At 54.9% G+C, this 21,530-nt stretch carries 21 protein-coding genes; 12 read left to right on the top strand and 9 right to left on the bottom strand.

The features are described from left to right. Positions 1-130 precede the first annotated feature (130 nt). The 5 genes from OGY35_RS08125 (at position 131) to cysE (ending at position 3,339) form a co-directional block, all read left to right on the top strand. On the top strand, positions 131-562 hold the full coding sequence (locus OGY35_RS08125) for a rhodanese-like domain-containing protein (RefSeq protein WP_046492084.1): 432 nt from the start codon (positions 131-133) through the stop codon (positions 560-562). 76 nt (positions 563-638) lie between these two features. Beyond that, positions 639-890 carry a glutaredoxin 3 gene (gene grxC / locus OGY35_RS08120; RefSeq protein WP_152400605.1) on the top strand — a complete coding sequence of 84 codons (252 nt, stop codon included), beginning with the start codon at positions 639-641 and terminating at the stop codon, positions 888-890. A 62-nt stretch (positions 891-952) separates the two neighbouring features. Continuing rightward, positions 953-1,420 carry a protein-export chaperone SecB gene (gene secB / locus OGY35_RS08115; RefSeq protein ID WP_042323288.1) on the top strand — a complete coding sequence of 156 codons (468 nt, stop codon included), beginning with the start codon at positions 953-955 and terminating at the stop codon, positions 1,418-1,420. Next, positions 1,420-2,439 carry an NAD(P)H-dependent glycerol-3-phosphate dehydrogenase gene (gene gpsA / locus OGY35_RS08110; protein ID WP_286631959.1) on the top strand — a complete coding sequence of 340 codons (1,020 nt, stop codon included), beginning with the start codon at positions 1,420-1,422 and terminating at the stop codon, positions 2,437-2,439. Before secB ends, gpsA begins: the two co-directional genes overlap by 1 nt. 78 nt (positions 2,440-2,517) lie before the next feature. Further along, positions 2,518-3,339 (top strand): serine O-acetyltransferase, encoded by an 822-nt coding sequence (cysE, locus tag OGY35_RS08105; protein WP_152400600.1) that lies wholly within the window; start codon positions 2,518-2,520, stop codon positions 3,337-3,339. A 78-nt stretch (positions 3,340-3,417) separates the two neighbouring features. Here the strand turns inward: cysE and trmL are convergent, their stop codons facing one another. From trmL to OGY35_RS08075, 6 genes are all read right to left on the bottom strand, one after another. After that, positions 3,418-3,894, bottom strand: a complete 477-nt coding sequence (trmL, locus tag OGY35_RS08100) for a tRNA (uridine(34)/cytosine(34)/5-carboxymethylaminomethyluridine(34)-2'-O)-methyltransferase TrmL (RefSeq protein ID WP_286631958.1) — start codon at positions 3,892-3,894, stop codon at positions 3,418-3,420. A 46-nt stretch (positions 3,895-3,940) separates the two neighbouring features. Continuing rightward, a complete protein-coding gene (locus tag OGY35_RS08095) occupies positions 3,941-5,281 on the bottom strand; it encodes an MFS transporter (RefSeq protein ID WP_178824876.1) in 1,341 nt (446 codons plus the stop codon). Positions 5,282-5,473: 192 nt separating this feature from the next. Then, the gene (lldD, locus tag OGY35_RS08090) at positions 5,474-6,664 is read right to left on the bottom strand and encodes an FMN-dependent L-lactate dehydrogenase LldD (protein ID WP_286631957.1); all 1,191 of its coding nucleotides are present in this window, start codon (positions 6,662-6,664) and stop codon (positions 5,474-5,476) included. After that, positions 6,661-7,437, bottom strand: coding sequence for a transcriptional regulator LldR (gene lldR, locus OGY35_RS08085; RefSeq protein WP_152400591.1), 777 nt, complete (start codon positions 7,435-7,437; stop codon positions 6,661-6,663). Before lldR ends, lldD begins: the two co-directional genes overlap by 4 nt. Next, positions 7,434-9,089: an L-lactate permease gene (lldP, locus tag OGY35_RS08080; protein WP_178826934.1), complete on the bottom strand. Its 1,656-nt coding sequence runs from the start codon at positions 9,087-9,089 to the stop codon at positions 7,434-7,436. Before lldP ends, lldR begins: the two co-directional genes overlap by 4 nt. A gap of 252 nt (positions 9,090-9,341) precedes the next feature. Then, positions 9,342-9,704, bottom strand: coding sequence for a YibL family ribosome-associated protein (locus tag OGY35_RS08075; protein WP_152400587.1), 363 nt, complete (start codon positions 9,702-9,704; stop codon positions 9,342-9,344). A 287-nt stretch (positions 9,705-9,991) separates the two neighbouring features. Between OGY35_RS08075 and OGY35_RS08070 the strand changes: the two genes are divergently transcribed. After that, on the top strand, positions 9,992-10,198 hold the full coding sequence (locus OGY35_RS08070; protein WP_152400585.1) for a hypothetical protein: 207 nt from the start codon (positions 9,992-9,994) through the stop codon (positions 10,196-10,198). 15 nt (positions 10,199-10,213) lie between these two features. On the opposite strand, the gene mtlR is transcribed toward OGY35_RS08070, so the two are convergent. From mtlR to mtlA, 3 genes are all read right to left on the bottom strand, one after another. After that, positions 10,214-10,804 (bottom strand): mannitol operon repressor MtlR, encoded by a 591-nt coding sequence (gene mtlR / locus OGY35_RS08065; RefSeq protein ID WP_152400583.1) that lies wholly within the window; start codon positions 10,802-10,804, stop codon positions 10,214-10,216. Next, positions 10,804-11,949, bottom strand: a complete 1,146-nt coding sequence (gene mtlD, locus OGY35_RS08060; RefSeq protein ID WP_152400581.1) for a mannitol-1-phosphate 5-dehydrogenase — start codon at positions 11,947-11,949, stop codon at positions 10,804-10,806. Before mtlD ends, mtlR begins: the two co-directional genes overlap by 1 nt. A gap of 129 nt (positions 11,950-12,078) precedes the next feature. Then, a complete protein-coding gene (gene mtlA / locus OGY35_RS08055; RefSeq protein WP_286631956.1) occupies positions 12,079-13,992 on the bottom strand; it encodes a PTS mannitol transporter subunit IICBA in 1,914 nt (637 codons plus the stop codon). 532 nt (positions 13,993-14,524) lie between these two features. Here mtlA and OGY35_RS08050 point away from each other — a divergent pair. From OGY35_RS08050 to yiaY, 6 genes are all read left to right on the top strand, one after another. After that, positions 14,525-14,887: a DUF3302 domain-containing protein gene (locus tag OGY35_RS08050; RefSeq protein ID WP_152400576.1), complete on the top strand. Its 363-nt coding sequence runs from the start codon at positions 14,525-14,527 to the stop codon at positions 14,885-14,887. A gap of 2 nt (positions 14,888-14,889) precedes the next feature. Beyond that, positions 14,890-16,026, top strand: a complete 1,137-nt coding sequence (locus OGY35_RS08045) for an HlyD family secretion protein (RefSeq protein ID WP_178824761.1) — start codon at positions 14,890-14,892, stop codon at positions 16,024-16,026. Positions 16,027-16,098: 72 nt separating this feature from the next. Then, on the top strand, positions 16,099-16,707 hold the full coding sequence (locus OGY35_RS08040; protein WP_152400571.1) for a glutathione S-transferase: 609 nt from the start codon (positions 16,099-16,101) through the stop codon (positions 16,705-16,707). A gap of 119 nt (positions 16,708-16,826) precedes the next feature. Further along, positions 16,827-18,218: an L-seryl-tRNA(Sec) selenium transferase gene (gene selA, locus OGY35_RS08035; RefSeq protein WP_286631955.1), complete on the top strand. Its 1,392-nt coding sequence runs from the start codon at positions 16,827-16,829 to the stop codon at positions 18,216-18,218. After that, positions 18,215-20,062 (top strand): selenocysteine-specific translation elongation factor, encoded by a 1,848-nt coding sequence (gene selB, locus OGY35_RS08030; protein ID WP_286631953.1) that lies wholly within the window; start codon positions 18,215-18,217, stop codon positions 20,060-20,062. The genes selA and selB overlap by 4 nt, the downstream gene beginning before the upstream one ends. Positions 20,063-20,247: 185 nt before the next feature. Further along, positions 20,248-21,399 carry an L-threonine dehydrogenase gene (yiaY, locus tag OGY35_RS08025; protein WP_286631952.1) on the top strand — a complete coding sequence of 384 codons (1,152 nt, stop codon included), beginning with the start codon at positions 20,248-20,250 and terminating at the stop codon, positions 21,397-21,399. Positions 21,400-21,530 lie beyond the last annotated feature (131 nt).

Genomic DNA, 21,530 nt, shown 5'->3' with positions numbered 1-21,530 from the left:
TTGCGCTTTTTTTTCCGTAGTGCCCCGCAAAAATGCAATCCATTGCACGCGCTGGCTGTATTTGCGCCAACGCGCAGGTATACTCCTGTCCTGGTTTTTTTAATCACTGAGTCGGGAGTTGTTACCCCCCATGCAAGAAATTATGCAATTTGTTAGTCGCCATCCCATACTGAGTATCGCCTGGATTGCGTTACTGGTGGCGGTTTTGTTCACCACGTTTAAAGGCCTGACGTCGAAAGTAAAGGTTATCACTCGCGGTGAAGCCACGCGTCTTATCAACAAAGAAGACGCCGTTATCGTGGATTTACGTCAGCGTGATGATTTCCGCAAAGGCCATATCGCGGGTTCAATTAACCTGCTGCCAAGCGAAATCAAAGCGAACAACGTGGGCGAGCTGGAAAAGCACAAAGACAAACCGGTTATCGTGGTCGATGGTTCCGGCATGCAGTGCCAGGAAGCGGCAAACGCGCTGCTCAAAGCGGGCTTTGAGAAAGTGTCTGTGCTGAAAGAAGGCGTTGCGGGCTGGAGTGGCGAGAACCTGCCGCTGGTTCGCGGTAAGTAATTTACCCGTCGTCTTTCACGGGGCAGGGCTGCCTGCAATATGAAATCCCCAGGGTAAAATAAAATTGGAGATAAGTATGGCCAACATCGAGATCTACACCAAAGCAACCTGCCCGTTTTGCCATCGTGCGAAAGCGTTGTTGAGCAGCAAGGGTGTGAGCTTCCAGGAACTTCCGATCGACGGCGATGCCGTAAAGCGTGAAGAGATGATCAAGCGCAGTGGTCGTACGACGGTTCCGCAGATTTTTATTGATGCACAGCACATTGGTGGCTGTGACGACTTGTATGCGTTGGATGCGCGTGGTGGACTTGATCCCCTGCTGAGCTAACGCTGGGCCATGTTATTGGCATCAAGCGGTATTTAAGGACAACACTAAAGGGTTTTCTACACATGTCAGAACAAAACAACACCGAAATGGCTTTCCAGATCCAGCGTATTTACACCAAAGATGTCTCTTTTGAAGCGCCAAATGCGCCGCATGTTTTCCAGAAAGATTGGCAGCCAGAGGTTAAACTTGATCTGGATACGGCATCTACCCAACTGGCAGACGACGTATACGAAGTGGTGCTGCGTGTTACCGTAACGGCTTCCCTGGGTGAAGAAACGGCGTTCCTGTGCGAAGTTCAGCAAGGCGGTATCTTCTCTATCAGCGGAATCGAAGGCACCCAGATGGCGCATTGCCTGGGCGCATACTGCCCGAACATCCTGTTCCCGTATGCCCGCGAATGCATCACCAGCCTGGTTTCACGTGGTACATTCCCGCAACTGAACCTTGCGCCGGTTAACTTTGATGCGCTGTTCATGAACTATTTACAGCAGCAGTCTGGCGAAGGTACTGAAGAACATCAGGATGCCTGATGAACCAAAGTAATGCTTCAATGACTGTGATCGGTGCCGGCTCGTACGGCACCGCTCTTGCCATCACTCTGGCAAGAAATGGCCACCAGGTTGTCCTGTGGGGCCACGATCCTAAACATATCGCGACCCTTGAGCACGATCGCTGCAATGTCGCGTTCCTCCCGGATGTGCCTTTTCCCGATACGCTGCGCCTAGAAAGTGACTTAGCCACTGCGCTGGCGGCCAGTCGCGATATTCTGGTGGTAGTGCCAAGCCATGTCTTTGGCGACGTGCTACGCCAGATTAAACCACTGCTGCGTCCTGACGCGCGTCTGGTATGGGCGACCAAAGGGCTGGAAGCGGAAACGGGACGCCTGTTGCAGGACGTTGCCCGTGAAGCGCTGGGCGATCAAATCCCGCTGGCGGTAATTTCCGGCCCGACGTTCGCAAAAGAACTGGCGGCAGGAATGCCGACGGCTATCTCTCTGGCCTCTACTGACGACACCTTTGCTGACGATTTGCAGCAACTGCTGCACTGTGGCAAGAGCTTCCGTGTTTACAGCAACCCGGATTTCATCGGCGTCCAGTTGGGTGGCGCGGTGAAGAACGTGATTGCGATTGGCGCGGGAATGTCTGATGGCATTGGTTTTGGTGCTAATGCTCGTACCGCACTGATTACTCGCGGTTTGGCGGAAATGTCACGTCTGGGCACGGCGCTGGGTGCCGATCCGGCAACCTTTATGGGGATGGCCGGATTAGGCGATCTGGTGCTGACCTGTACCGACAACCAGTCGCGAAACCGTCGTTTTGGCATGATGCTCGGTCAGGGCATGGATGTACAAGGCGCGCAGGACAAGATTGGACAGGTGGTTGAAGGCTACCGCAATACGAAAGAAGTTCGCGAGTTGGCGCACCGTTTTGGTGTCGAAATGCCAATAACCGAGGAAATTTATCAAGTATTATATTGCGGAAAAAACGCGCGCGAGGCAGCATTGACGTTATTAGGTCGTGCACGCAAGGATGAGCGTAGCAGCCACTAGTCTCAAGGATCCGTTTTTAAAAACGACCCGGCCCGCGAAGAACGGGCCGGTCGTTAGCCTCATTACCTGGAGCCCGCAATGCCGTGTGAAGAACTGGATATCGTCTGGAAAAATATAAAAGCCGAAGCCCGCGCTCTGGCAGACTGTGAGCCTATGCTGGCCAGTTTTTACCACGCAACGCTACTCAAGCATGAGAATCTGGGCAGTGCGCTGAGCTACATGCTGGCGAACAAACTGGCATCGCCCATTATGCCCGCTATTGCAATTCGTGAAGTGGTCGAAGAAGCGTACGCGGCAGACCCGGAAATGATCGCCTCGGCAGCCTGTGATATTCAGGCAGTGCGCACGCGTGACCCGGCGGTCGATAAATACTCCACCCCGCTTTTGTACCTGAAAGGTTTTCATGCCTTGCAGGCCTACCGCATTGGTCACTGGTTATGGAATGAAGGCCGTCGCGCACTGGCAATCTTCCTGCAAAACCAGGTCTCCGTGACGTTCCAGGTGGATATTCACCCGGCGGCGAAAATTGGCCGTGGGATCATGCTCGACCATGCCACCGGCATCGTGGTCGGTGAGACGGCGGTGATCGAAGATGACGTGTCGATCCTGCAATCGGTCACCCTCGGCGGTACTGGTAAAACCAGCGGCGATCGCCATCCTAAAATTCGTGAAGGTGTGATGATTGGCGCGGGGGCGAAGATCCTCGGCAATATCGAAGTCGGGCGTGGGGCGAAAATTGGTGCTGGTTCTGTGGTGTTACAGCCCGTTCCGCCGCACACCACCGCCGCTGGCGTTCCGGCGCGCATCGTCGGCAAGCCAGACAGCGATAAGCCGTCAATGGATATGGATCAGCACTTCAACGGGATCCACCATACTTTCGAATACGGCGACGGTATCTGACCTCATGCCCGGTGGCGCTGTGCTTACCGGGCCTATAAAACCGTAGGTCGGATAAGGCGACAGCCGCCATCCGACAATTCAAAGTGTGCGCAATACGGCGCCAGGATATCCCAACTGGCGCCACGCCTCATACACCACCACCGACACCGCATTTGACAGGTTCATACTGCGACTGTCCGGCATCATCGGAATACGGATTTTTTGTTCAGCGGGCAAAGCATCGAGAATGCTGGCTGGCAGGCCGTGCGTTTCCGGACCAAACATCAGGTAATCGCCATCCTGATAGCTCACCGCGCTGTGCGCCGGCGTTCCTTTCGTGGTGAGGGCAAACAGGCGCTGCGGATTTTCTGCGCCGACAAAGGCGTCATAATCGTGGTGGCGCTGGACGGCAGCGAACTCGTGATAATCCAGACCGGCGCGGCGCAGGCGCTTGTCGTCCCAGGTAAAGCCCATCGGCTCAATGATATGCAGACGAAAACCGGTATTGGCGCAAAGGCGAATAATATTGCCCGTGTTCGGCGGGATTTCTGGTTCAAATAAAACGATGTTAAGCATACTGCCCCCTTAATAACGGGGGGCAGAATAGCAGAAAGGGCAGGTACTATGCGACGGTCAGACGGTGCGGTTTATAGCGTTGCAGCTTATAAATCGTCGCGGCAGCAGCGACCAGCGCCGGAAGACTGAGGAACATCAGTATGCTGTCAGCCTGCCATTGCAGGGATAGCAACTGGGCGCTCATCATGGTCCCGGCAACACCGCCAAAGCGGCCCACGCCCTGCATCCAGGCAATGCCCGTCGCGCGGCAGTGGGTAGGATAAAACGTGGCGGCCAGCGTCTGGAGTCCAGATTGCGCGCCGTTCATGGTAATTCCCATCAGGAAGATTAATGCCCCGAACAGGACGATGTGGTTGTTTTCAAACCCAAGCGCGAGGGCAAACAGCATCGTCAGGACAAAACCGAGAGAGACCACTTTGTGTGCTTCCCAACGATCCATCAGCCACCCGGCCAGCAGGATCCCCACCGTACCGCCGAACGTGAACAGCGACGTCAACCAGGCGGATTCCGCCAGTGGATAACCCATTCCCAGCATCAATGTTGGCATCCAGCTGAGCAGCACATAATAGATAACCAGCCCCATAAAGTAGGTCATCCAGAGCATCAGCGTGCCCGGTAACCACGGCATGCTGAAGAGTTGCGCCACGCTCCCTTTTTGGGTCGCGACGCGCTCTTCATCCAGATAAAACTGGGTAACCTGCTCCAGATTCCCCGACATAAAACGTTGGGCAATACGTTTGACGTGTGAAACCTCTTTACCACGGTGAACGAGATACTTCACCGATTCTGGCAGAAACAGTACCAACAGCACGGTGAGCACCAGCGGTGCGATCGCACCGGCAAGCAGTACGCTGTGCCAGCCATAGTTAGGAATGAGCCAGGAGGAGATCACGCCACCTCCTGCTGCGCCAAGAGGAAAGCCACAGTACATGGTGTTAATGGCCATTGAGCGGCAGCGCTTAGGCGCAAATTCTGAAACCAGAGTGATGGCGTTAGGCATTGCTGCACCCAGCCCGAGCCCGGTGAGAAACCGCCAGAACGTTAACATATTCAGCGTCTGGGCATACGCCGTTCCCAGACTGGCGAGACCAAAGAACAGGCAGGAAAAGACCAGTACGCGCTTACGACCCATACGATCCGAAATCGGCCCGGCCAGCAGTGCGCCAAATGAGAGCCCCAACAGTGCAGCACTTAATACCGGCCCAAGATCCTGTTTTCTGATGCCCCAGTCGGCTGAGAGCGTGGGGGCAATATAGCCCATCGCCGCCGTATCGAAGCCGTCAATGGCCAGAATGAGGAAACCCAGGACAATAATGACCCAGTGAAAGCGCGAAAAAGGACTGTCATCTATCGCCTGCTGGATATTCACTTTTCCGGTATAAACCATGTCGCCCTCGCCCGTTATGATTGTCGATGTTGTGTTGTTCTTGTATTAGCTTGTCTATACATTTGACAGCGGAATAAAAACTTGTCAAATATATTGGTCATAACTGTTAACTAATCGTTAATTTTGCATAAAAAAGGATCGGGCTGAAAAACAGACCGACCCTTTAGCGGCAGAGGTTATGCGAGGTCAGGATCAGGCGGCATCGCCACGGGAAAGCGGAGCCAGCGCGGCGGGTAGACTCTTGCCCAGCTCCTGCACCAGAGAATCACGGCTGATTTCGTTAATGGATTTCGCGCCGGTCAGCGTCATAGCAACCTTCATCTCTTTCTCGATCAGATTCAGCAGATTGGCCACACCGGCCTGACCCGCTGTCGCCAGCGCGTACAGATATGCACGGCCCAACAATACGGTATCAGCGCCCAGCGCAATCATGCGCACCACGTCAAGCCCGTTGCGGATGCCGCTGTCCGCCAGAATGGCGATGTCACCTTTCACCGCGTCGGCAATGGCGGGCAGGGCGCGCGCAGAAGAGAGTACGCCGTCCAACTGACGACCTCCGTGGTTAGAGACCACAATCCCATCGGCACCAAAACGAACCGCGTCGCGGGCGTCTTCCGGATCGAGGATCCCTTTGATCACCATCGGCCCGTCCCAGAATTCCCGGATCCACTCAAGGTCCTTCCATGAAATGGACGGATCAAAGTTGTTTGCCAGCCAGCCGATGTAATCTTCCAGCCCGGTCGGTTTGCCGAGGTAAGTGGAGATATTGCCGAGATCGTGCGGACGACCGTTCAGGCCGACGTCCCAGGCCCACTGCGGATGGGTAACCGCCTGCCAGTAGCGGCGCAGTGCGGCGTTCGGGCCGCTCATTCCGGAGTGGGCATCACGATAGCGTGCGCCCGGTGTTGGCATATCGACCGTGAAGACCAGCGTTGAGCAGCCCGCCGCTTTTGCGCGTTCCAGCGCGTTACGCATGAACCCACGGTCACGCAGAACATACAACTGGAACCACATCGGACGGTTAATGGTCGGCGCGACTTCTTCAATCGGGCACACGGAGACGGTGGAAAGGGTAAACGGGATCCCTTTCGCATCGGCTGCCGCAGCGGCCTGCACTTCGCCGCGACGGGCATACATGCCGCACAAGCCGACCGGTGCCAGCGCCACCGGCATCGACAGTTTTTCGTTAAACAGCGTGGTTTCCAGGCTTAAATCAGACATGTTCTTCAGCACGCGCTGGCGTAGCGCCACGTCCGATAAGTCTTCCACATTACGACGCAGAGTATGTTCCGCATACGCTCCGCCATCGATGTAGTGGAACAGGAACGGGGGCAGAATGCGCTGGGCTGCGGCGCGATAATCGCTGGCGGCTGAAATAATCATGCTTTGTTCTCCCTGGAATTTTCATTGTGGTCACCGGGCAGGCGGGTAATTCGCGCCTGGCGGGCCTGGTCTTCATCGAATTGTTTAATGGTGGTATGGACGAAACTGAGGTGTGCCATCATCGCCTTACGCGCGCCGTCGGCGTCGCCCGCGAGAATGGCATCTAATACGGCCTGATGTTGCTCCGTCAGCCGGGAAAAGACGGGCGGAACAAGATACATGCGCTGTCGGCTCTGCTTCACCGATGAATGCAGCACGTCGAAGAACCCGCGCATCGTCTGTAACAGCACCACGTTGTGCGAGGCTTCGGCGATAGCCAGATGAAAACGGACGTCGGCCTGTGAGGCAAGATCCGGGTCTTCGCTGAGCGTGGCGTCAAAGCAGAGTTTGATTTTCTCTTTGTCGGCGGCGGTAGCGCGCATCGCCGCATGCCAGGCCGTGCTGGCTTCGATGGCGTGCCGGGCCTCGAGGATATCGAAACTGTAATCCGGGTCGTCGGCCATCAGGGTTTTCAGCGGCTGAACGATGTTTTGTTCAGACCACTCTTCATGCTGCCAGCGGACAAACGTGCCGCCGCCGCGACGGCTGAGCAGCACGCCTTCACTGACGAGCTTCGCCAGCGCTTCGCGCAGCGAGTTGCGCGAGACGCCAAGCTGTATCGCCAGCTGGCGCTCGGCGGGCAGTTTCATGCCCGCTTCCAACTGTTGTTCTTCAATCAGCGCCCGCACACGAGAGGCAATCTCGTCCGACAGGCGTCTGGGCATCACTATCATGGAATCATCCAGGTTAAGACGTAAGCCTGAAGCGTGGTGATCACGCCCACCATGCAGGTGAAAATCAGGCTGTGTTTGACGGTAAAACGGAACAGATCCGACTCTTTGCCGACCAGTCCGACCGCCGCACAGGCGATGGCGATAGACTGCGGCGAAATCATCTTGCCGGTGACGCCACCGGTGGTATTTGCCGCCACCATCAGTACATCGGACACGCCGATTTGCTGTGCGGCGGTGGCCTGCAGGGCGGCAAACAGCGCGTTAGAAGAGGTATCTGAACCGGTCAGGAACACCCCCAGCCAGCCGAGGAACGGCGAGAAGAAGGTAAAGGCGCTGCCCGTGTGCGCCAGCGCTAACGCCAGCGTCGAGGAAAGCCCGGAATAGTTGGAGATAAACGCAAAGGCCAGCACCATCCCGATGGAGTAGATGGGCAGCGCCAGTTCCTTCAGCGTGCTGCCGAATGTCTGAATGGCGGTGGAAGGCTTCATCTTCAGCCAGACGATGGACAGCAGCGCAGCGAACAGGATTGCGGTGCCGGTCGCGGAGAACCAGTCAAATTTATACACGGCCGCGTAGGCGGTGGCTTCGTGGACCACCGGCGGCATGCGGGCAATCAGTTTGTCGAGGAACGGGACCGGTATGTTAATCACCCAGTCGTACAGCGCGCCACCGGGGGCGAACAGGGCTTTAAACGGCGGAACACTCCAGAGGGTCACGGTGGCCGTCAGGAACAGGAACGGCGACCAGGCGCGAACGACCTGTCCGGCGGTATAGTTCGTACGTGCCAGCGTCTGATCGACCTGCGATGCGCCCATGTCGCCAAAGCGGAAGATGCGAACCGGCTGCCAGCGTTTCAGGAACAAGGTCAGACAGACCAGCGATACCAGCGAGGAGATGATGTCCGGCAGTTCCGGACCGATAAAGTTTGAACTGAGGTACTGGGCGATAGCAAACGAACCGCCCGCCACCATGACGGCAGGCCACGTCTCTTTCACGCCGCGCCAGCCGTCCATAATCGCCATGATCCAGAACAGCACGATAATCGTCAGGAACGGTAACTGACGACCGACCATCTGGCCGATTTCAAAGCTGTCCAGCCCGGTAACCTGACCGGCGACCAGAATCGGGATCCCCATTGCGCCAAACGCCACGGGTGCGGTATTGACAATCAGGCACAGTCCGGCGGCATACAACGGGTTAAACCCAAGGCCCACCAGCAGTGCGGCGGTGATGGCGACCGGCGCACCAAATCCTGCCGCCCCTTCGAGGAATGCGCCAAAGCAGAACCCGACAATCAGCATCTGCAAACGTTGGTCAGGGGAGATCGACAATATCGATGAGCGGATGATGTCGAACTGCCCGGTTTTCACCGAGATTTTGTAGACAAACACGGCGGCAATGATGATCCAGGCAATGGGCCACAGACCGTAGAAGAAACCGTACACCACCGAGGCCAGCGCGCGATCGACCGGCATTTTGTAGAACAGCAACGCTACGGCCAGCGCAATAACTACCGTCCACGAGGCGGCAACATAGCCTTTCAGCTTGAGCTTAATCAGTGCGAAAAAGAAGAACAGAATCGGGAGCGATGCGACCAGACTGGAAAGCCAGATGTTACCAGCCGGATCGTAGTTTTGTTGCCAGAGATTCATTGCAGGTCTCCTGAGGGCCACACGCACAATGCAATGAGTCTGTGCTCATCTCGTCGTCACATTATGTGTAAAAGTGGTCCTGCCAATATTGTTGTGTAGGGATAATGACAACGAATGGTTAATCAAATGTTATTTATTGGCAACTGTAGTGTAGGTTCAAATTAATGAATTGTGAACCAGTGGTCGTAACAACTGGGGATTGGTAGGGCCAATTGGAGGGACCGGACAGCGGACGCGCTGCCCGGTAGAAAATCAGAACTCGGTCTTTGCGAAGCCGGTCATCTCTTTCAGGCCCATTTCGCGACCTAAAGCGGTCATCGGGTGAACCACCACCAGACCCCGCACGCTTTTCTTCAGCTTGCCCATATCGGCCTGCTCTTTTTTGGTGATCGCACGGCGGTACGGCAGGTCCATCAGTTTCTGCGCTTCTTTGCTCAGTTTCTGACTATGAACATCACGCAGGCGGGCGATTTCCGCTTCCAGCGTGGCTTTCTCTTTTTCCAGCTCAGCGTATTTATCGGCAGCGTCAACCAGTGACAGATCGGCTTGCTGGTGGCGGATGGCGTCAAGGCGATCGCTCAGACGTTTGATTTCGTTTTTTTCGACTTCTTTCATGGGATGGCTTCTGATAGAAATAAGGTGAATAGCCTATAGTATGCGCGCAGAGCGGGTTTATTCACAACTAATGGGATAAGAATAATCAAATGCCGCGAGTATTCATTTGCTAACTATTTTTCTAATGGACTGATTAATTAAGAATTTTAGACGATAACAGGATCATGTAAGAGATAATTTGCCGCCAATGGATTAAGCACGTTTTCCTTAATGTCATGACGCGGACGATCCTACACTAAAATTGACCGTTGCGTTGAAGCACAGCGGGAACGTATGGAGGATGTAACATGGCGAAAATAGGTGAGAATGTTCCGCTTCTGATTGATAAAGCTGTGGATTTTATGGCCTCAAGTCAGGCGTTTAAAGAGTATCTGAATAAAATGCCTGAGCGTGACGACGTTCCGAGCGAAGTGCCTGCAGAAAATGCGCAGATGTACCTGCAACGGCTGAAATATTACCGGCGCCTGTATCAGCCAGTGCAGGAAAAAGAGTAGCAGGCAGGAAGAGGCTTACTTCTGGAAGGCTTTTTTTAAGCTGATTTTAGAAATCAGCTCAGTCAGGGAGAGAACCATCGTCGAGCGCACCGCTTGCTGGTAGCGCTGGATTTGCATCGCATACAAGCTGGGGTCGGCGGCATCAAACTGTGGCGGCGGCGGCAACGCGACGACGCAATGGAGTTCTGCGAACGGTCCGAGAATTTCATCATCCGTAAAGGCATACTCATTGCCGTCATGATTCATCTCTTCACGCATCGCCATCAGCAGTTCTGCATCTTCATACTCAGGACGACTCAGTACGCCCAGACCGTAGATCAGTTTCAGACGCACAGACAGATCGCCCAGCGGTCCGTCGCCGTCGAGTAACGGTTCTACAGCGTACTTCACTGCGTAGTCATCTTTGCGAAACACCTGAAGCACCAGAATATTTACCGCCTCGGTAAGTAACTCCACGGCGGTGATCAGGAAGCTCCGTACGGTTTTGCCAGCATTCAGACGCTCAAGCACACGATTTTCAAAGGCCTGGGTTTGTTCCATTATTGCCTGCATATCTGACAATCTATTAATCAGGCGCAGGGGCTCCTGCGCCAGTTCCAGCAGCATTACTTTGCGTTATATGCGCTAACGGCCTCGGCAACGACATCACTGTTGATATCCAGTCCGGAAATCTGCGCAAGTGCAGCCTGTGGGCCTTTATCGGCGATCAGCGCGGCCAGTTCCTGCGCCTGCGGATCGTCTTCGCTACGGAAGTGCATCGCGGCAGCGATCCCTTTGACCAGGTTAGCGTGCGGCAGATGGTATTCCAGCGTACCCAGCAGCGGCTTGATCAAACGGTCGCCCGCGCTCAGTTTACGCAGCGGTTGGCGGCCAACGCGCTCAACGTCATCTTTCAGATACGGGTTTTCAAAACGACCGAGGATTTTCTGAATGTATGCCGCATGTTTCTCGGCATCAAAACCGTAGCGTTTGATCAGCACCGCGCCGCTCTCTTCCATCGCCCCTTTGACCACTGCGCGGATTTTCTCGTCGAGAATCGCGTCACGGATGGTCTGATGACCGGTCAATTTTCCGAGGTACGCGGTTATAGCATGCCCGGTGTTCAGCGTGAAGAGTTTACGTTCGACAAATGCCATCAGGTTATCAGTTAATTCCATTCCCGGGATGTTCGGCAACTCGCCTTTGAACTGGGTCTGGTCGACGATCCACTCGCTAAAGGTTTCGACGGTCACTTCCAGCGGATCGTGGGTGGCAGAGGCCGAAGGCGGCACGATGCGGTCAACGGCGGAATCCACGAAACCAACATGGGCGTCAACCCAGGCTTTGTCGTCTTCTGCCAGTGCGTTCATCACATGGCCTTTCAGTTGGGTGGTGCCCCGTACCATGTTTTCACAGGCGATGATATTCAGCGGGGTGGTGATCCCTTGCGCTTTGCGTTTGACCAGGCCTTTGGCGATGGCCGGGGCGATGCGCTCCAGCACGACCGGGCCCACGGCGGTGGTGACCAGGTCAACCTGCGCGATCAGCTCAACAACCTCATCGCCAATGCTGCTTACTGCGTTGACGCCGCTTACGGTATCCACCTGCTCATTTTCACCCACGACATGAACCTGATAGCTATGACGGGCATTCAGGGCGTCGAGCACGACCTGATTTACATCAGCGAATGTCAGTTGTATCCCCGCGTCCGCCAGCAGTTTGCCGATAAAGCCACGACCGATATTACCTGCGCCAAAATGTAATGCTTTCATAGTATTAACCTTCATTAATGTTTTTACCCGAGAGGGCTGGGGTGAGGGAGGAGGCCCTCACCCAAACCCTCTCCACAAGGGAGAGGATTTTGTAGGCCCGATAAGCGTAGCGCCATCGGGCTACGGGGTTTACTTACGACCCGCCAGCAGCGCCAGCACTTCATCCACGCTGGTGGTGTTCGCCAGGCGTTCGATGACAGATTCGTCATCCAGCGCGTTAGTCAGGCTGGTAATGACCTGAATGTGCTCGTTGTTACGGGCAGCGATACCAATCACCAGACGGGCGATGTCGTCTTCTTCTTCACCGAAGCGAACGCCTTGCGGGTACTGGCAGAACACGACGCCGGTTTTCAGTACGCGGTCTTTCGCTTCCACCGTGCCGTGCGGAACGGCGATAGACTCACCCAGATAGGTTGGGGTCAGTTTTTCACGTTCCAACATCGCATCGACATATTCTGGCTCAACATAGCCGCCTTTCACCAGTTGCTCACCGGCGAAGCGAATCGCTTCTTCTTTGGTCGTCGCGGTGCGACCGAGGAAGATGTTCTCTGCGCTCAGTTTGAACAGGTTGTTATCCCCTTCATCGAAGCTGTCTTTCAGGCTATCACGGACTTTTACTTCGTTGTCAGTGTGGCGCTGAGCGGCAACCAGACGCTCGGTCAGGCTGGTGTACAGGCCGCTGTCGAGGAAGTTAGTCAGCGAAATATGCTGCGCCTGCGGGACCTGACGCATCGCACGTTCGGTCAGATCGCGGTGGGTGATGACCAGGTCAACATCCGGCGGCAGGTTGTTAATTGCGCTGTTGGTGACAGAGATCTGGCTCAGACCTGCATCCTGCACTTTCTTACGCAGTACGCCGGCACCCATTGCGCTGGAACCCATACCGGCATCACAGGCTACGATGATTTTACGGACGTGGCTCAGGTCGTTGGTGACATCGCCAGCAGACAGCGGAGTACCGCCTTTGGATTCTGATTTCATGTCCTGCATACGACGAGTTGCGGCTTCAATATCGTCATCTTCTTTCACTTTGCTGGTTTTCAGCAGAATGGCAGAGATAACAAAGGAGACCGCCATTGCCGCACAGATTGCCGCGATGTTAGCGAAGTAAGCCCCTTTTGGCGTCATCGCCAGCACGGCCAGGATAGAACCAGGAGACGCCGGAGAAACCAGACCACCGTTCAGGATAGTCAGCGTGAACACGCCAGTCATACCACCGAGGATAACGGCGAGGATCAGACGCGGGTTCATCAGCACATACGGGAAGTAAATTTCGTGGATACCCCCCAGGAAGTGAATGATTGCCGCACCGCCCGCAGACTGTTTAGCACTACCGCGACCAAAGAACATGTACGCCAGCAGAACCCCCATCCCCGGACCCGGGTTGGCTTCAATCAGGAAGAAGATGGATTTACCCATCTCATGGGACTGCTGAATACCCAGCGGCGAGAAGATACCGTGGTTAATGGCGTTGTTCAGGAACAGGATTTTCGCGGGTTCAACGAAGATAGACGCCAGCGGCAGCATGTCATGGACAACCATGAAGTTAACGCCCGCTGCCAGTATTTTTGACAGAACTTCAACCGCCGGTCCAATGCCGAGGAATGCCAGAATGGCGAGGATCATACCGATGATGCCAGCGGAGAAGTTATTCACCAGCATCTCAAAACCGGATTTGATCTTACCGTCTACCCAGCTATCGAAATGTTTGATTGCCCAGCCGCCCAGCGGACCGGCGATCATCGCACCGAGGAACATCGGCATGTCTGCGCCGACGATAACGCCCATGGTGGTGATTGCACCCACCACGCCGCCACGGTCGCCGCCCACCAGTCTACCGCCGGTGAAACCTATCAGCAGCGGCAGGAGATAAGTGATCATTGGACCGACCAGCTTCGCCAGCGTTTCGTTTGGCAACCACCCTGTCGGAATAAATAGTGCGGTGATAATACCCCACGCGATAAACGCGCCGATATTTGGCATCACCATATTGCTGAGGAATCGACCAAAGCTTTGCACCTTGATCTTAATATCGGATGACATAAAAACACCCCTTCTTATGTGTTTGCTGACGCGCAGGCTGGAAGCCCGAGGTTTTGTTAATGTAGCGGCAGAGGTAGCCGGACCCTGTAGATACTGCGAAATCTGGCACTGAATCGGTAAACTGTCCAGTCAGAGACCTTTGTTGTGATTTGTGTCACACAAATATAGGGGGTGGGGAGGTAATTGATGTGATGTGCATCACAAAATATCTGTGTAGAAAAACAACAAACCTCGGTTTTAACCCATTATTGACATTAATTTGTGATGAGTTTCACGTTTTGTCTTTGGCGATTTGTTGAATGTTTGTGATCTTAATCACAAGAAATTTTCGTCCGGCTTTGTTCCGATGTGATCCTGAGCAGATTCTTCTCGCCGTCAGATCGTCGGATGTCATTAAGTAACCATTCAGCGTGAAAAATAGTCTTTGGCGTGATGGCGAAAATGCAGAACTCGAATTATGTTCAAATCATCAGCCAGTTTGCTTTCGGCTGCCTGCAATTAATATTCTGATTAGCGTGAAGCCGGGGCAGATATGTTTCTAAATTATTTCGCGTTGGGTGTGCTGATCTTTGTCTTTCTGGTGATTTTTTACGGCGTTATTGCCATCCATGATATCCCCTATTTAATTGCGAAGAAACGTAACCACCCGCATGCCGATGCTATTCATACTGCAGGTTGGGTGAGCCTGTTTACGCTCCATGTGATCTGGCCGTTTTTGTGGATTTGGGCAACTCTTTATCAGCCAGAACGCGGTTGGGGCATGCAGTCACACGCTACGCCTGCAGGGCAGGAGACCGATCCGGAGATTGCGGCGTTATCCGCACGTATTACACAACTCGAAAAAAAGCTGGCCGGGGTTAAAACGGCTGATGAGACGACGTTTCCGGAGATCTGACCATGGATCTATTGATTGTATTAACCTATGTGGCACTGGCGTGGGCGGTCTTCAAACTCTTTCGCATTCCGGTGAATCAATGGACTCTGGCAACGGCAGCATTAGGCGGCGTATTTCTGGTAAGCGGTCTGATCCTGTTAATGAACTATAACCACCCGTACACTTTTACTGCGCAAAAAGCCGTTATTTCCATTCCCATTACGCCGCAGGTTACCGGGATTGTCAGCGAGGTTACCGATAAAAATAACCAACTGATTAAAAAGGGGGAAGTGCTGTTTAAACTTGACCCCGTTCGCTATCAGGCGCGCGTGGACAGGCTACAGGCCGATCTGGTCACCGCAACGCACAATATCCAGACGCTGAAAGCTCAACTGACCGAAGCGCAGGCCAATACGACGCGCGTTTCTGCCGAGCGCGATCGATTGTATAAAGATTATCAGCGTTACCTGAAAGGCAGTCAGGCACGGGTTAACCCCTTCTCGGAAAGCGATATTGATACGGCGCGGCAAAACTTTCTGGCGCAGGATGCGCTGGTAAAAGGTTCCGTTGCTGAGCAGGCGCAAATCCAAAGCCAACTGGACAGCATGGTCAACGGTGAACAGTCGCAAATTGTCAGCCTGCGGGCGCAGTTGGCAGAGGCTAAATACAACCTTGATCAGACCATTATTCGTGCTCCCAGCAACGGTTACGTTACCCAGGTGCTGATCCGACCCGGTACTTACGCCGCTGCGCTGCCATTGCGTCCGGTGATGGTCTTTATCCCTGAACAAAAACGGCAAATTGTCGCTCAGTTCCGGCAAAATTCACTGCTTCGCCTTGAACCGGGCGATGACGCGGAGGTGGTGTTTAACGCGCTGCCCGGGCAGGTTTTTCACGGTAAGTTGACCAGCATATTGCCCGTGGTGCCGGGCGGTTCGTATCAGGCTCAGGGCGCACTACAGTCCCTGACGGTGGTACCCGGGACCGATGGCGTCCTGGCGACGATTGAACTGGATCCAAATACCGATGTGGATGCGTTGCCCGACGGTATCTACGCACAGGTGGCGGTCTATTCCGACCATTTCGCCCATGTTTCGGTGATGCGTAAAGTGTTGCTGCGTATGACCAGTTGGATGCACTACCTTTATTTGGATCATTGAGAACTCTGTCACCTGCCTTTTCCCGCTGCGTGAGCCATACTCATTGTTTTGTGTTGGCGAAAAGGACCGAGCATGAAACTCATTGGTAGCTACACCAGCCCGTTTGTACGTAAGATTTCGATCCTGCTGCTGGAAAAAGGCATCACTTTCGAATTTGTTAATGAACTGCCCTACAATGCGGAAAACGGTGTAGCGCAGTACAACCCGCTAGGAAAAGTCCCGGCGCTGGTGACTGACGATGGAGAGTACTGGTTCGATTCGCCGATTATCGCGGAATACATTGAACTGCTGAATATTGCGCCAGCGATGCTGCCTCGCGAACCGCTGGCCTCGCTGAAAGTCCGACAACTTGAGTCGCTGGCCGATGGGATAATGGACGCCGGTCTGGTGTCGGTACGAGAACAGGCGCGTCCTGCCGCGCAGCAATCGGAAACCGAACTGTTGCGCCAGCGCGAGAAAATCAACCGCAGTCTGGATGCGCTGGAAGGGTACCTGGTGGACGGGACGATTAAACCTGACACGGTCAATCTGGCGACTATCGCGATTGCCTGCGCGGTGGGCTATCTCAATTTCCGCCGCGTCTCGCCGGGCTGGTGTGTGAGCAGGCCCCATCTGGTTAAGCTGGTGGAGACGCTGTTCCAGCGTGAAAGTTTTGCCCGAACTGAACCGCCAAAGGCTTAAGCCTATTCGCCAAAGGCTTGATACGTATTATGTCCGTCTGAGCAATCTCACGTTACAATCCCCTCTATGTCGATATCCCTCTCCGTTGTGGAGAGGGCCACCAACAGCCAGGCCTATTCATGACGATCGAAACGCGTTCGCTCTACAGTCAACTCCCCGCCATTGATCGCTTATTGCGTGAAAGTGAATTTCTTACCCTCCGAGAGACTCACGGGCATACCCGTGTCGTTGATCTGCTCCGCCAACTGCTTGATGAAGCGAGAGAGGTGATTCGCGATACGCAAGCGTTGCCTGCATGGTGCGAAGACTGGGCGCAGGAAGTGAACGTCCGGCTGGAAAAAGAGGCCGAGAGTGCGCTGCGTCCGGTTATCAACCTGACGGGCACGGTGTTGCATACTAATCTGGGGCGCGCCTTACAGGCCGAAGAGGCCGTCGCGGCTGTCGCGCAGGCCATGCGCTCGGCGGTAACGCTGGAGTATGACCTGGACGGCGCGGGACGCGGGCACCGCGACCGCGCGCTGGCAGAATTGCTGTGCCGCATCACCGGTGCGGAAGATGCCTGTATTGTGAATAACAACGCGGCGGCGGTGCTGCTGATGCTGGCCGCCTCCGCTGCCGGTAAAGAGGTGGTGGTCTCACGCGGTGAGCTGGTGGAGATTGGCGGCGCGTTTCGTATCCCGGATGTGATGCGTCAGGCGGGTTGCACACTGCATGAAGTCGGTACCACCAACCGGACGCATGCTGACGACTATCGTCAGGCGGTGAATGAAAACACCGCGCTGCTGATGAAGGTGCATACCAGTAATTACAGCATTGAAGGCTTCACCCACACTGTTGATGAATCGGAACTGGCGCAAATCGGCCAGACGCTGGATATTCCGGTCGTGGCCGATCTCGGCAGCGGTTCATTGGTCGATTTGAGCCAGTACGGTCTGCCGAAAGAGCCGATGCCGCAGCAGCTGATCGCCGCAGGCGTCAGCCTGGTGAGTTTCTCGGGCGATAAGCTGTTGGGCGGTCCACAGGCTGGGATCATCGTCGGTAAGAAAGAGATGATTGCACGATTGCAGAGCCATCCGCTTAAACGCGCGCTGCGGGCGGATAAAATGACCCTTGCGGCACTGGAAGCGACGTTGCGTCTGTATCTGCACCCGGAAGCGCTGGCCGAGAAGCTGCCGACGCTGCGCCTGTTAACCCGAAGCAAAGACGCGATTCTGGCTCAGGCGGAGCGGCTTCTGGCCCCGTTAACCGCGCACTACGACGCCGAGTTTGCGGTGAAGGTACTGCCCTGCCTGTCGCAAATCGGCAGTGGCTCTTTGCCGGTTGATAGACTCCCCAGCGCGGCATTAACTTTTACACCACATGACGGTCGCGGAAGCCGTCTTGAAGCCCTGGCGACCCGCTGGCGTGAGCTGCCGGTTCCGGTCATCGGCCGGATTTACGAAGGTCGCCTGTGGCTGGATTTACGCTGTCTTGAAGATGAGACCCGGTTTATGGAGATGTTGTTGAAATGATTATTGCGACCGCCGGACATGTTGACCATGGGAAAACGACGCTGCTGCTGGCCATTACCGGCGTGAATGCCGACCGCCTGCCGGAAGAGAAAAAGCGCGGAATGACTATCGATCTGGGCTATGCCTACTGGCCGCAGCCGGACGGGCGCGTGCTGGGGTTTATCGATGTCCCCGGTCACGAGAAATTTCTCTCAAACATGCTGGCGGGCGTGGGCGGTATCGATCATGCGTTGCTGGTCGTCGCCTGCGACGATGGCGTGATGGCGCAAACGCGTGAACACCTGGCGATTCTACAACTGACCGGGAGTCCAACGCTGACGGTGGCGTTGACCAAAGCCGATCGTGTGGATGACGCGCGGGTGCAGGAGGTTCAGCAGCAGGTGCAGGATGTCCTGCGCGAGTATGGCTTTGCACAGGCGATGTTATTTGTGACGGCCGCCAATGAAGGCCGCGGGATTGACGCGTTGCGCGAACATTTGCTGCAACTGCCCGCCCGTGAACACGCCAGGGATCAGACGTTCCGACTGGCTATCGACCGCGCCTTTACCGTAAAAGGCGCCGGGTTGGTGGTGACCGGTACCGCGTTGAGCGGCGAAGTGAACGTCGGGGATACGTTGTGGCTGACCGGCGTGAATACGTCTATGCGTGTGCGCGGACTTCACGCGCAAAACCAGGCGAGCGAGCATGCCCATGCCGGGCAGCGCATCGCGTTGAATATCGCTGGCGATGCCGAAAAAGAACAGCTTAACCGGGGTGACTGGTTGCTTTCAGACGCCCCACCTGAACCGTTTACGCGGGTGATTGTGGCGCTGGAAAGTCACGTTCCACTCACGCAGTGGCAGCCGCTACACATTCACCATGCGGCCAGCCATGTGACCGGGCGCGTATCGCTGCTGGAAGATAAGCTGGCGGAGCTGGTATTTGATACACCGCTGCTGCTGGCTGATAACGACCGCCTGGTGCTGCGCGATATCTCCGCGCGCGCGACGCTTGCCGGGGCGCGGGTGGTCACACTCAATCCGCCACGTCGCGGTAAACGTAAACCGGAATATCTGCAATGGCTGGCAACGCTGGCGGCGGCGAAAGATGACGGTGCCGCACTGGCTGTGCATCTGCAACGCGGGGCGGTAAATTTGCCCGACTTTGCGTGGGCACGCCAGTTGAATGGCGACGGCATGCGCTCACTCATTCACCAGCATGGTTTTATTCAGGCGGGTTACAGCCTGCTGAATGCGGAGATCGCCGCGCGCTGGCAGCGCAAAATTCTCGACACGCTGGCGACTTATCATGAACAGCATCGCGATGAGCCAGGTCCGGGGCGTGAACGCCTGCGCCGCATGGCGCTGCCGATGGAAGATGAAGCGCTGGTGCTGTTGCTGATTGAGCAAATGCGCGACAGCGGTGATATTCACAGCCACCACGGCTGGCTGCATCTGCCGGATCACAAGACTGGCTTTACTGACGAACAGCAGGCTACCTGGCTTAAGACCGCGCCGTTATTTGGCGACGAACCCTGGTGGGTCCGCGATCTCGCCCGCGAAACCGCCACCGATGAGCAAACAATGCGTCTGGTGTTGCGTCAGGCAGCACAGCAGGGGATGATTACGGCGATCGTAAAAGATCGTTACTACCGTAACGATCGCATTGTGGCTTTCGCCAGCATGATCCGCGAACTGGATCTGGAGAAAGGCTCAACCTGCGCAGCCGATTTTCGCGATCGGTTGGGCGTAGGGCGAAAACTGGCGATTCAAATTCTGGAATACTTCGACCGGATTGGCTTTACTCGTCGCCGTGGAAACGATCATCTATTACGTGATGCGTTATTATTTCCGGAAAAGGGATAATACAATTTATTTAAAATAAGAATGAATTGATACAATAAATAGTTTGAAACGAAAAGAGCACATTAATTTGTAGCCTAATGTGCTCTTTTATTTTTTCATTAAATAAATGACTGCTGCGATCATATTTTATCCCGAGATTCGTTCGTATGCTGCAATTCCTTCTGAAACTATTAAGGATTGAGCATATGGCCGCTTCAACATTTTATATTCCTTCCGTGAATATAATAGGGGCTGATTCATTAAAAGATGCAATGAATACAATGACGGAATATGGCTTTCGTCGGACGTTAATTGTCACGGACAGCGTGCTGATGCAGCTAGGCATGGCGGGTCATATTCAAAAGGCATTGCAGGAACATGATATTTTCAGCGTCATTTTTGATGGCACACATCCTAATCCGACGACAATAAACGTCGCCGACGGCCTGAGGATCCTGAAAGAAAATGACTGCGATAGCGTTATTTCGTTGGGTGGCGGTTCCCCACATGATTGTGCCAAAGGAATTGCGCTGGTGGCCGCGAATGGGGGAGATATCCGCGATTATGAAGGTGTTGATCGCTCGGCAAAACCGCAGTTGCCGATGATTGCGATTAACACCACGGCAGGAACTGCGTCTGAAATGACGCGGTTCTGCATTATCACTGACGTCGATCGTCACATCAAAATGGCGATAGTGGATAAACACGTCACGCCGTTGCTGTCGGTGAATGACTCTTTGCTGATGGTCGGCATGCCGAAATCGTTGACGGCGGCGACCGGCATGGATGCACTGACCCATGCGATCGAAGCGTATGTCTCTGTGGCCGCCACGCCGATCACCGATGCCTGTGCGCTGAAAGCGGTGACCATGATTTCTGACAATCTGAGCATCGCGGTGGAATCGGGTGGCAATGTACATGCGCGCGAAGCGATGGCTTATGCGCAGTTCCTGGCGGGAATGGCTTTCAATAATGCGTCATTAGGCTATGTCCACGCGATGGCGCACCAGTTAGGCGGTTTCTATGACCTGCCGCACGGCGTGTGTAATGCCGTTTTGCTGCCACACGTTCAGGTGTTCAACAGTCAGGTAGTCGCCGCGCGTCTGCGTGACTGTGCGGCAGCAATGGGCGTGCATGTCGCGGGGATGACCGACGCCGAAGGCGCTCAAGCCTGTATCGATGCGATCCGCGCGCTGGCGCGGCAGGTCAATATCCCGGCAGGCCTGCGTGACCTGGGGGTGAAAGAAGAGGATATTCCGGTGCTGGCGACCAATGCGCTGAAAGATGCCTGCGGTCTGACCAACCCAATCCAGGCTACACACGACGAGATCATGGCTATCTATCGTGCGGCGATGTAATTCGTTTATCTGATTATCTGGCTTGCCGATCGGACTGGATTTGCAGGCCGGATAACGTGACCACAGTCGTAAAGCTATCACGACCTGGCGAGAAAATCGCCAGCGCCGACTACCCTTGTTATACCCCTGTA

The organism is Citrobacter sp. Ct235 (genome assembly GCF_030332305.1).
In the GTDB taxonomy this organism is placed as follows: Bacteria; Pseudomonadota; Gammaproteobacteria; order Enterobacterales; family Enterobacteriaceae; genus Citrobacter_A; species Citrobacter_A telavivensis.
This window is presented reverse-complemented; position numbering and strand designations above follow the sequence as displayed.

What these genes read in the sequence shown, in the direction of transcription:
- lldR (WP_152400591.1), bottom strand. Translation starts at nt 7,437, where the DNA reads ATGATAGTGATGCCCAGACGCCTGTCGGACGAGATTGCCTCTCGTGTG.
- mtlA (WP_286631956.1), bottom strand. Translation starts at nt 13,992, where the DNA reads ATGTCATCCGATATTAAGATCAAGGTGCAAAGCTTTGGTCGATTCCTC.
- mtlD (WP_152400581.1), bottom strand. Translation starts at nt 11,949, where the DNA reads ATGAAAGCATTACATTTTGGCGCAGGTAATATCGGTCGTGGCTTTATC.
- OGY35_RS08075 (WP_152400587.1), bottom strand. Translation starts at nt 9,704, where the DNA reads ATGAAAGAAGTCGAAAAAAACGAAATCAAACGTCTGAGCGATCGCCTT.
- selB (WP_286631953.1), top strand. Translation starts at nt 18,215, where the DNA reads ATGATTATTGCGACCGCCGGACATGTTGACCATGGGAAAACGACGCTG.
- grxC (WP_152400605.1), top strand. Translation starts at nt 639, where the DNA reads ATGGCCAACATCGAGATCTACACCAAAGCAACCTGCCCGTTTTGCCAT.
- OGY35_RS08040 (WP_152400571.1), top strand. Translation starts at nt 16,099, where the DNA reads ATGAAACTCATTGGTAGCTACACCAGCCCGTTTGTACGTAAGATTTCG.
- OGY35_RS08045 (WP_178824761.1), top strand. Translation starts at nt 14,890, where the DNA reads ATGGATCTATTGATTGTATTAACCTATGTGGCACTGGCGTGGGCGGTC.
- selA (WP_286631955.1), top strand. Translation starts at nt 16,827, where the DNA reads ATGACGATCGAAACGCGTTCGCTCTACAGTCAACTCCCCGCCATTGAT.
- lldP (WP_178826934.1), bottom strand. Translation starts at nt 9,089, where the DNA reads ATGAATCTCTGGCAACAAAACTACGATCCGGCTGGTAACATCTGGCTT.
- OGY35_RS08050 (WP_152400576.1), top strand. Translation starts at nt 14,525, where the DNA reads ATGTTTCTAAATTATTTCGCGTTGGGTGTGCTGATCTTTGTCTTTCTG.
- OGY35_RS08070 (WP_152400585.1), top strand. Translation starts at nt 9,992, where the DNA reads ATGGCGAAAATAGGTGAGAATGTTCCGCTTCTGATTGATAAAGCTGTG.
- secB (WP_042323288.1), top strand. Translation starts at nt 953, where the DNA reads ATGTCAGAACAAAACAACACCGAAATGGCTTTCCAGATCCAGCGTATT.
- OGY35_RS08125 (WP_046492084.1), top strand. Translation starts at nt 131, where the DNA reads ATGCAAGAAATTATGCAATTTGTTAGTCGCCATCCCATACTGAGTATC.
- trmL (WP_286631958.1), bottom strand. Translation starts at nt 3,894, where the DNA reads ATGCTTAACATCGTTTTATTTGAACCAGAAATCCCGCCGAACACGGGC.
- mtlR (WP_152400583.1), bottom strand. Translation starts at nt 10,804, where the DNA reads ATGCTGCTGGAACTGGCGCAGGAGCCCCTGCGCCTGATTAATAGATTG.
- lldD (WP_286631957.1), bottom strand. Translation starts at nt 6,664, where the DNA reads ATGATTATTTCAGCCGCCAGCGATTATCGCGCCGCAGCCCAGCGCATT.
- yiaY (WP_286631952.1), top strand. Translation starts at nt 20,248, where the DNA reads ATGGCCGCTTCAACATTTTATATTCCTTCCGTGAATATAATAGGGGCT.
- gpsA (WP_286631959.1), top strand. Translation starts at nt 1,420, where the DNA reads ATGAACCAAAGTAATGCTTCAATGACTGTGATCGGTGCCGGCTCGTAC.
- OGY35_RS08095 (WP_178824876.1), bottom strand. Translation starts at nt 5,281, where the DNA reads ATGGTTTATACCGGAAAAGTGAATATCCAGCAGGCGATAGATGACAGT.
- cysE (WP_152400600.1), top strand. Translation starts at nt 2,518, where the DNA reads ATGCCGTGTGAAGAACTGGATATCGTCTGGAAAAATATAAAAGCCGAA.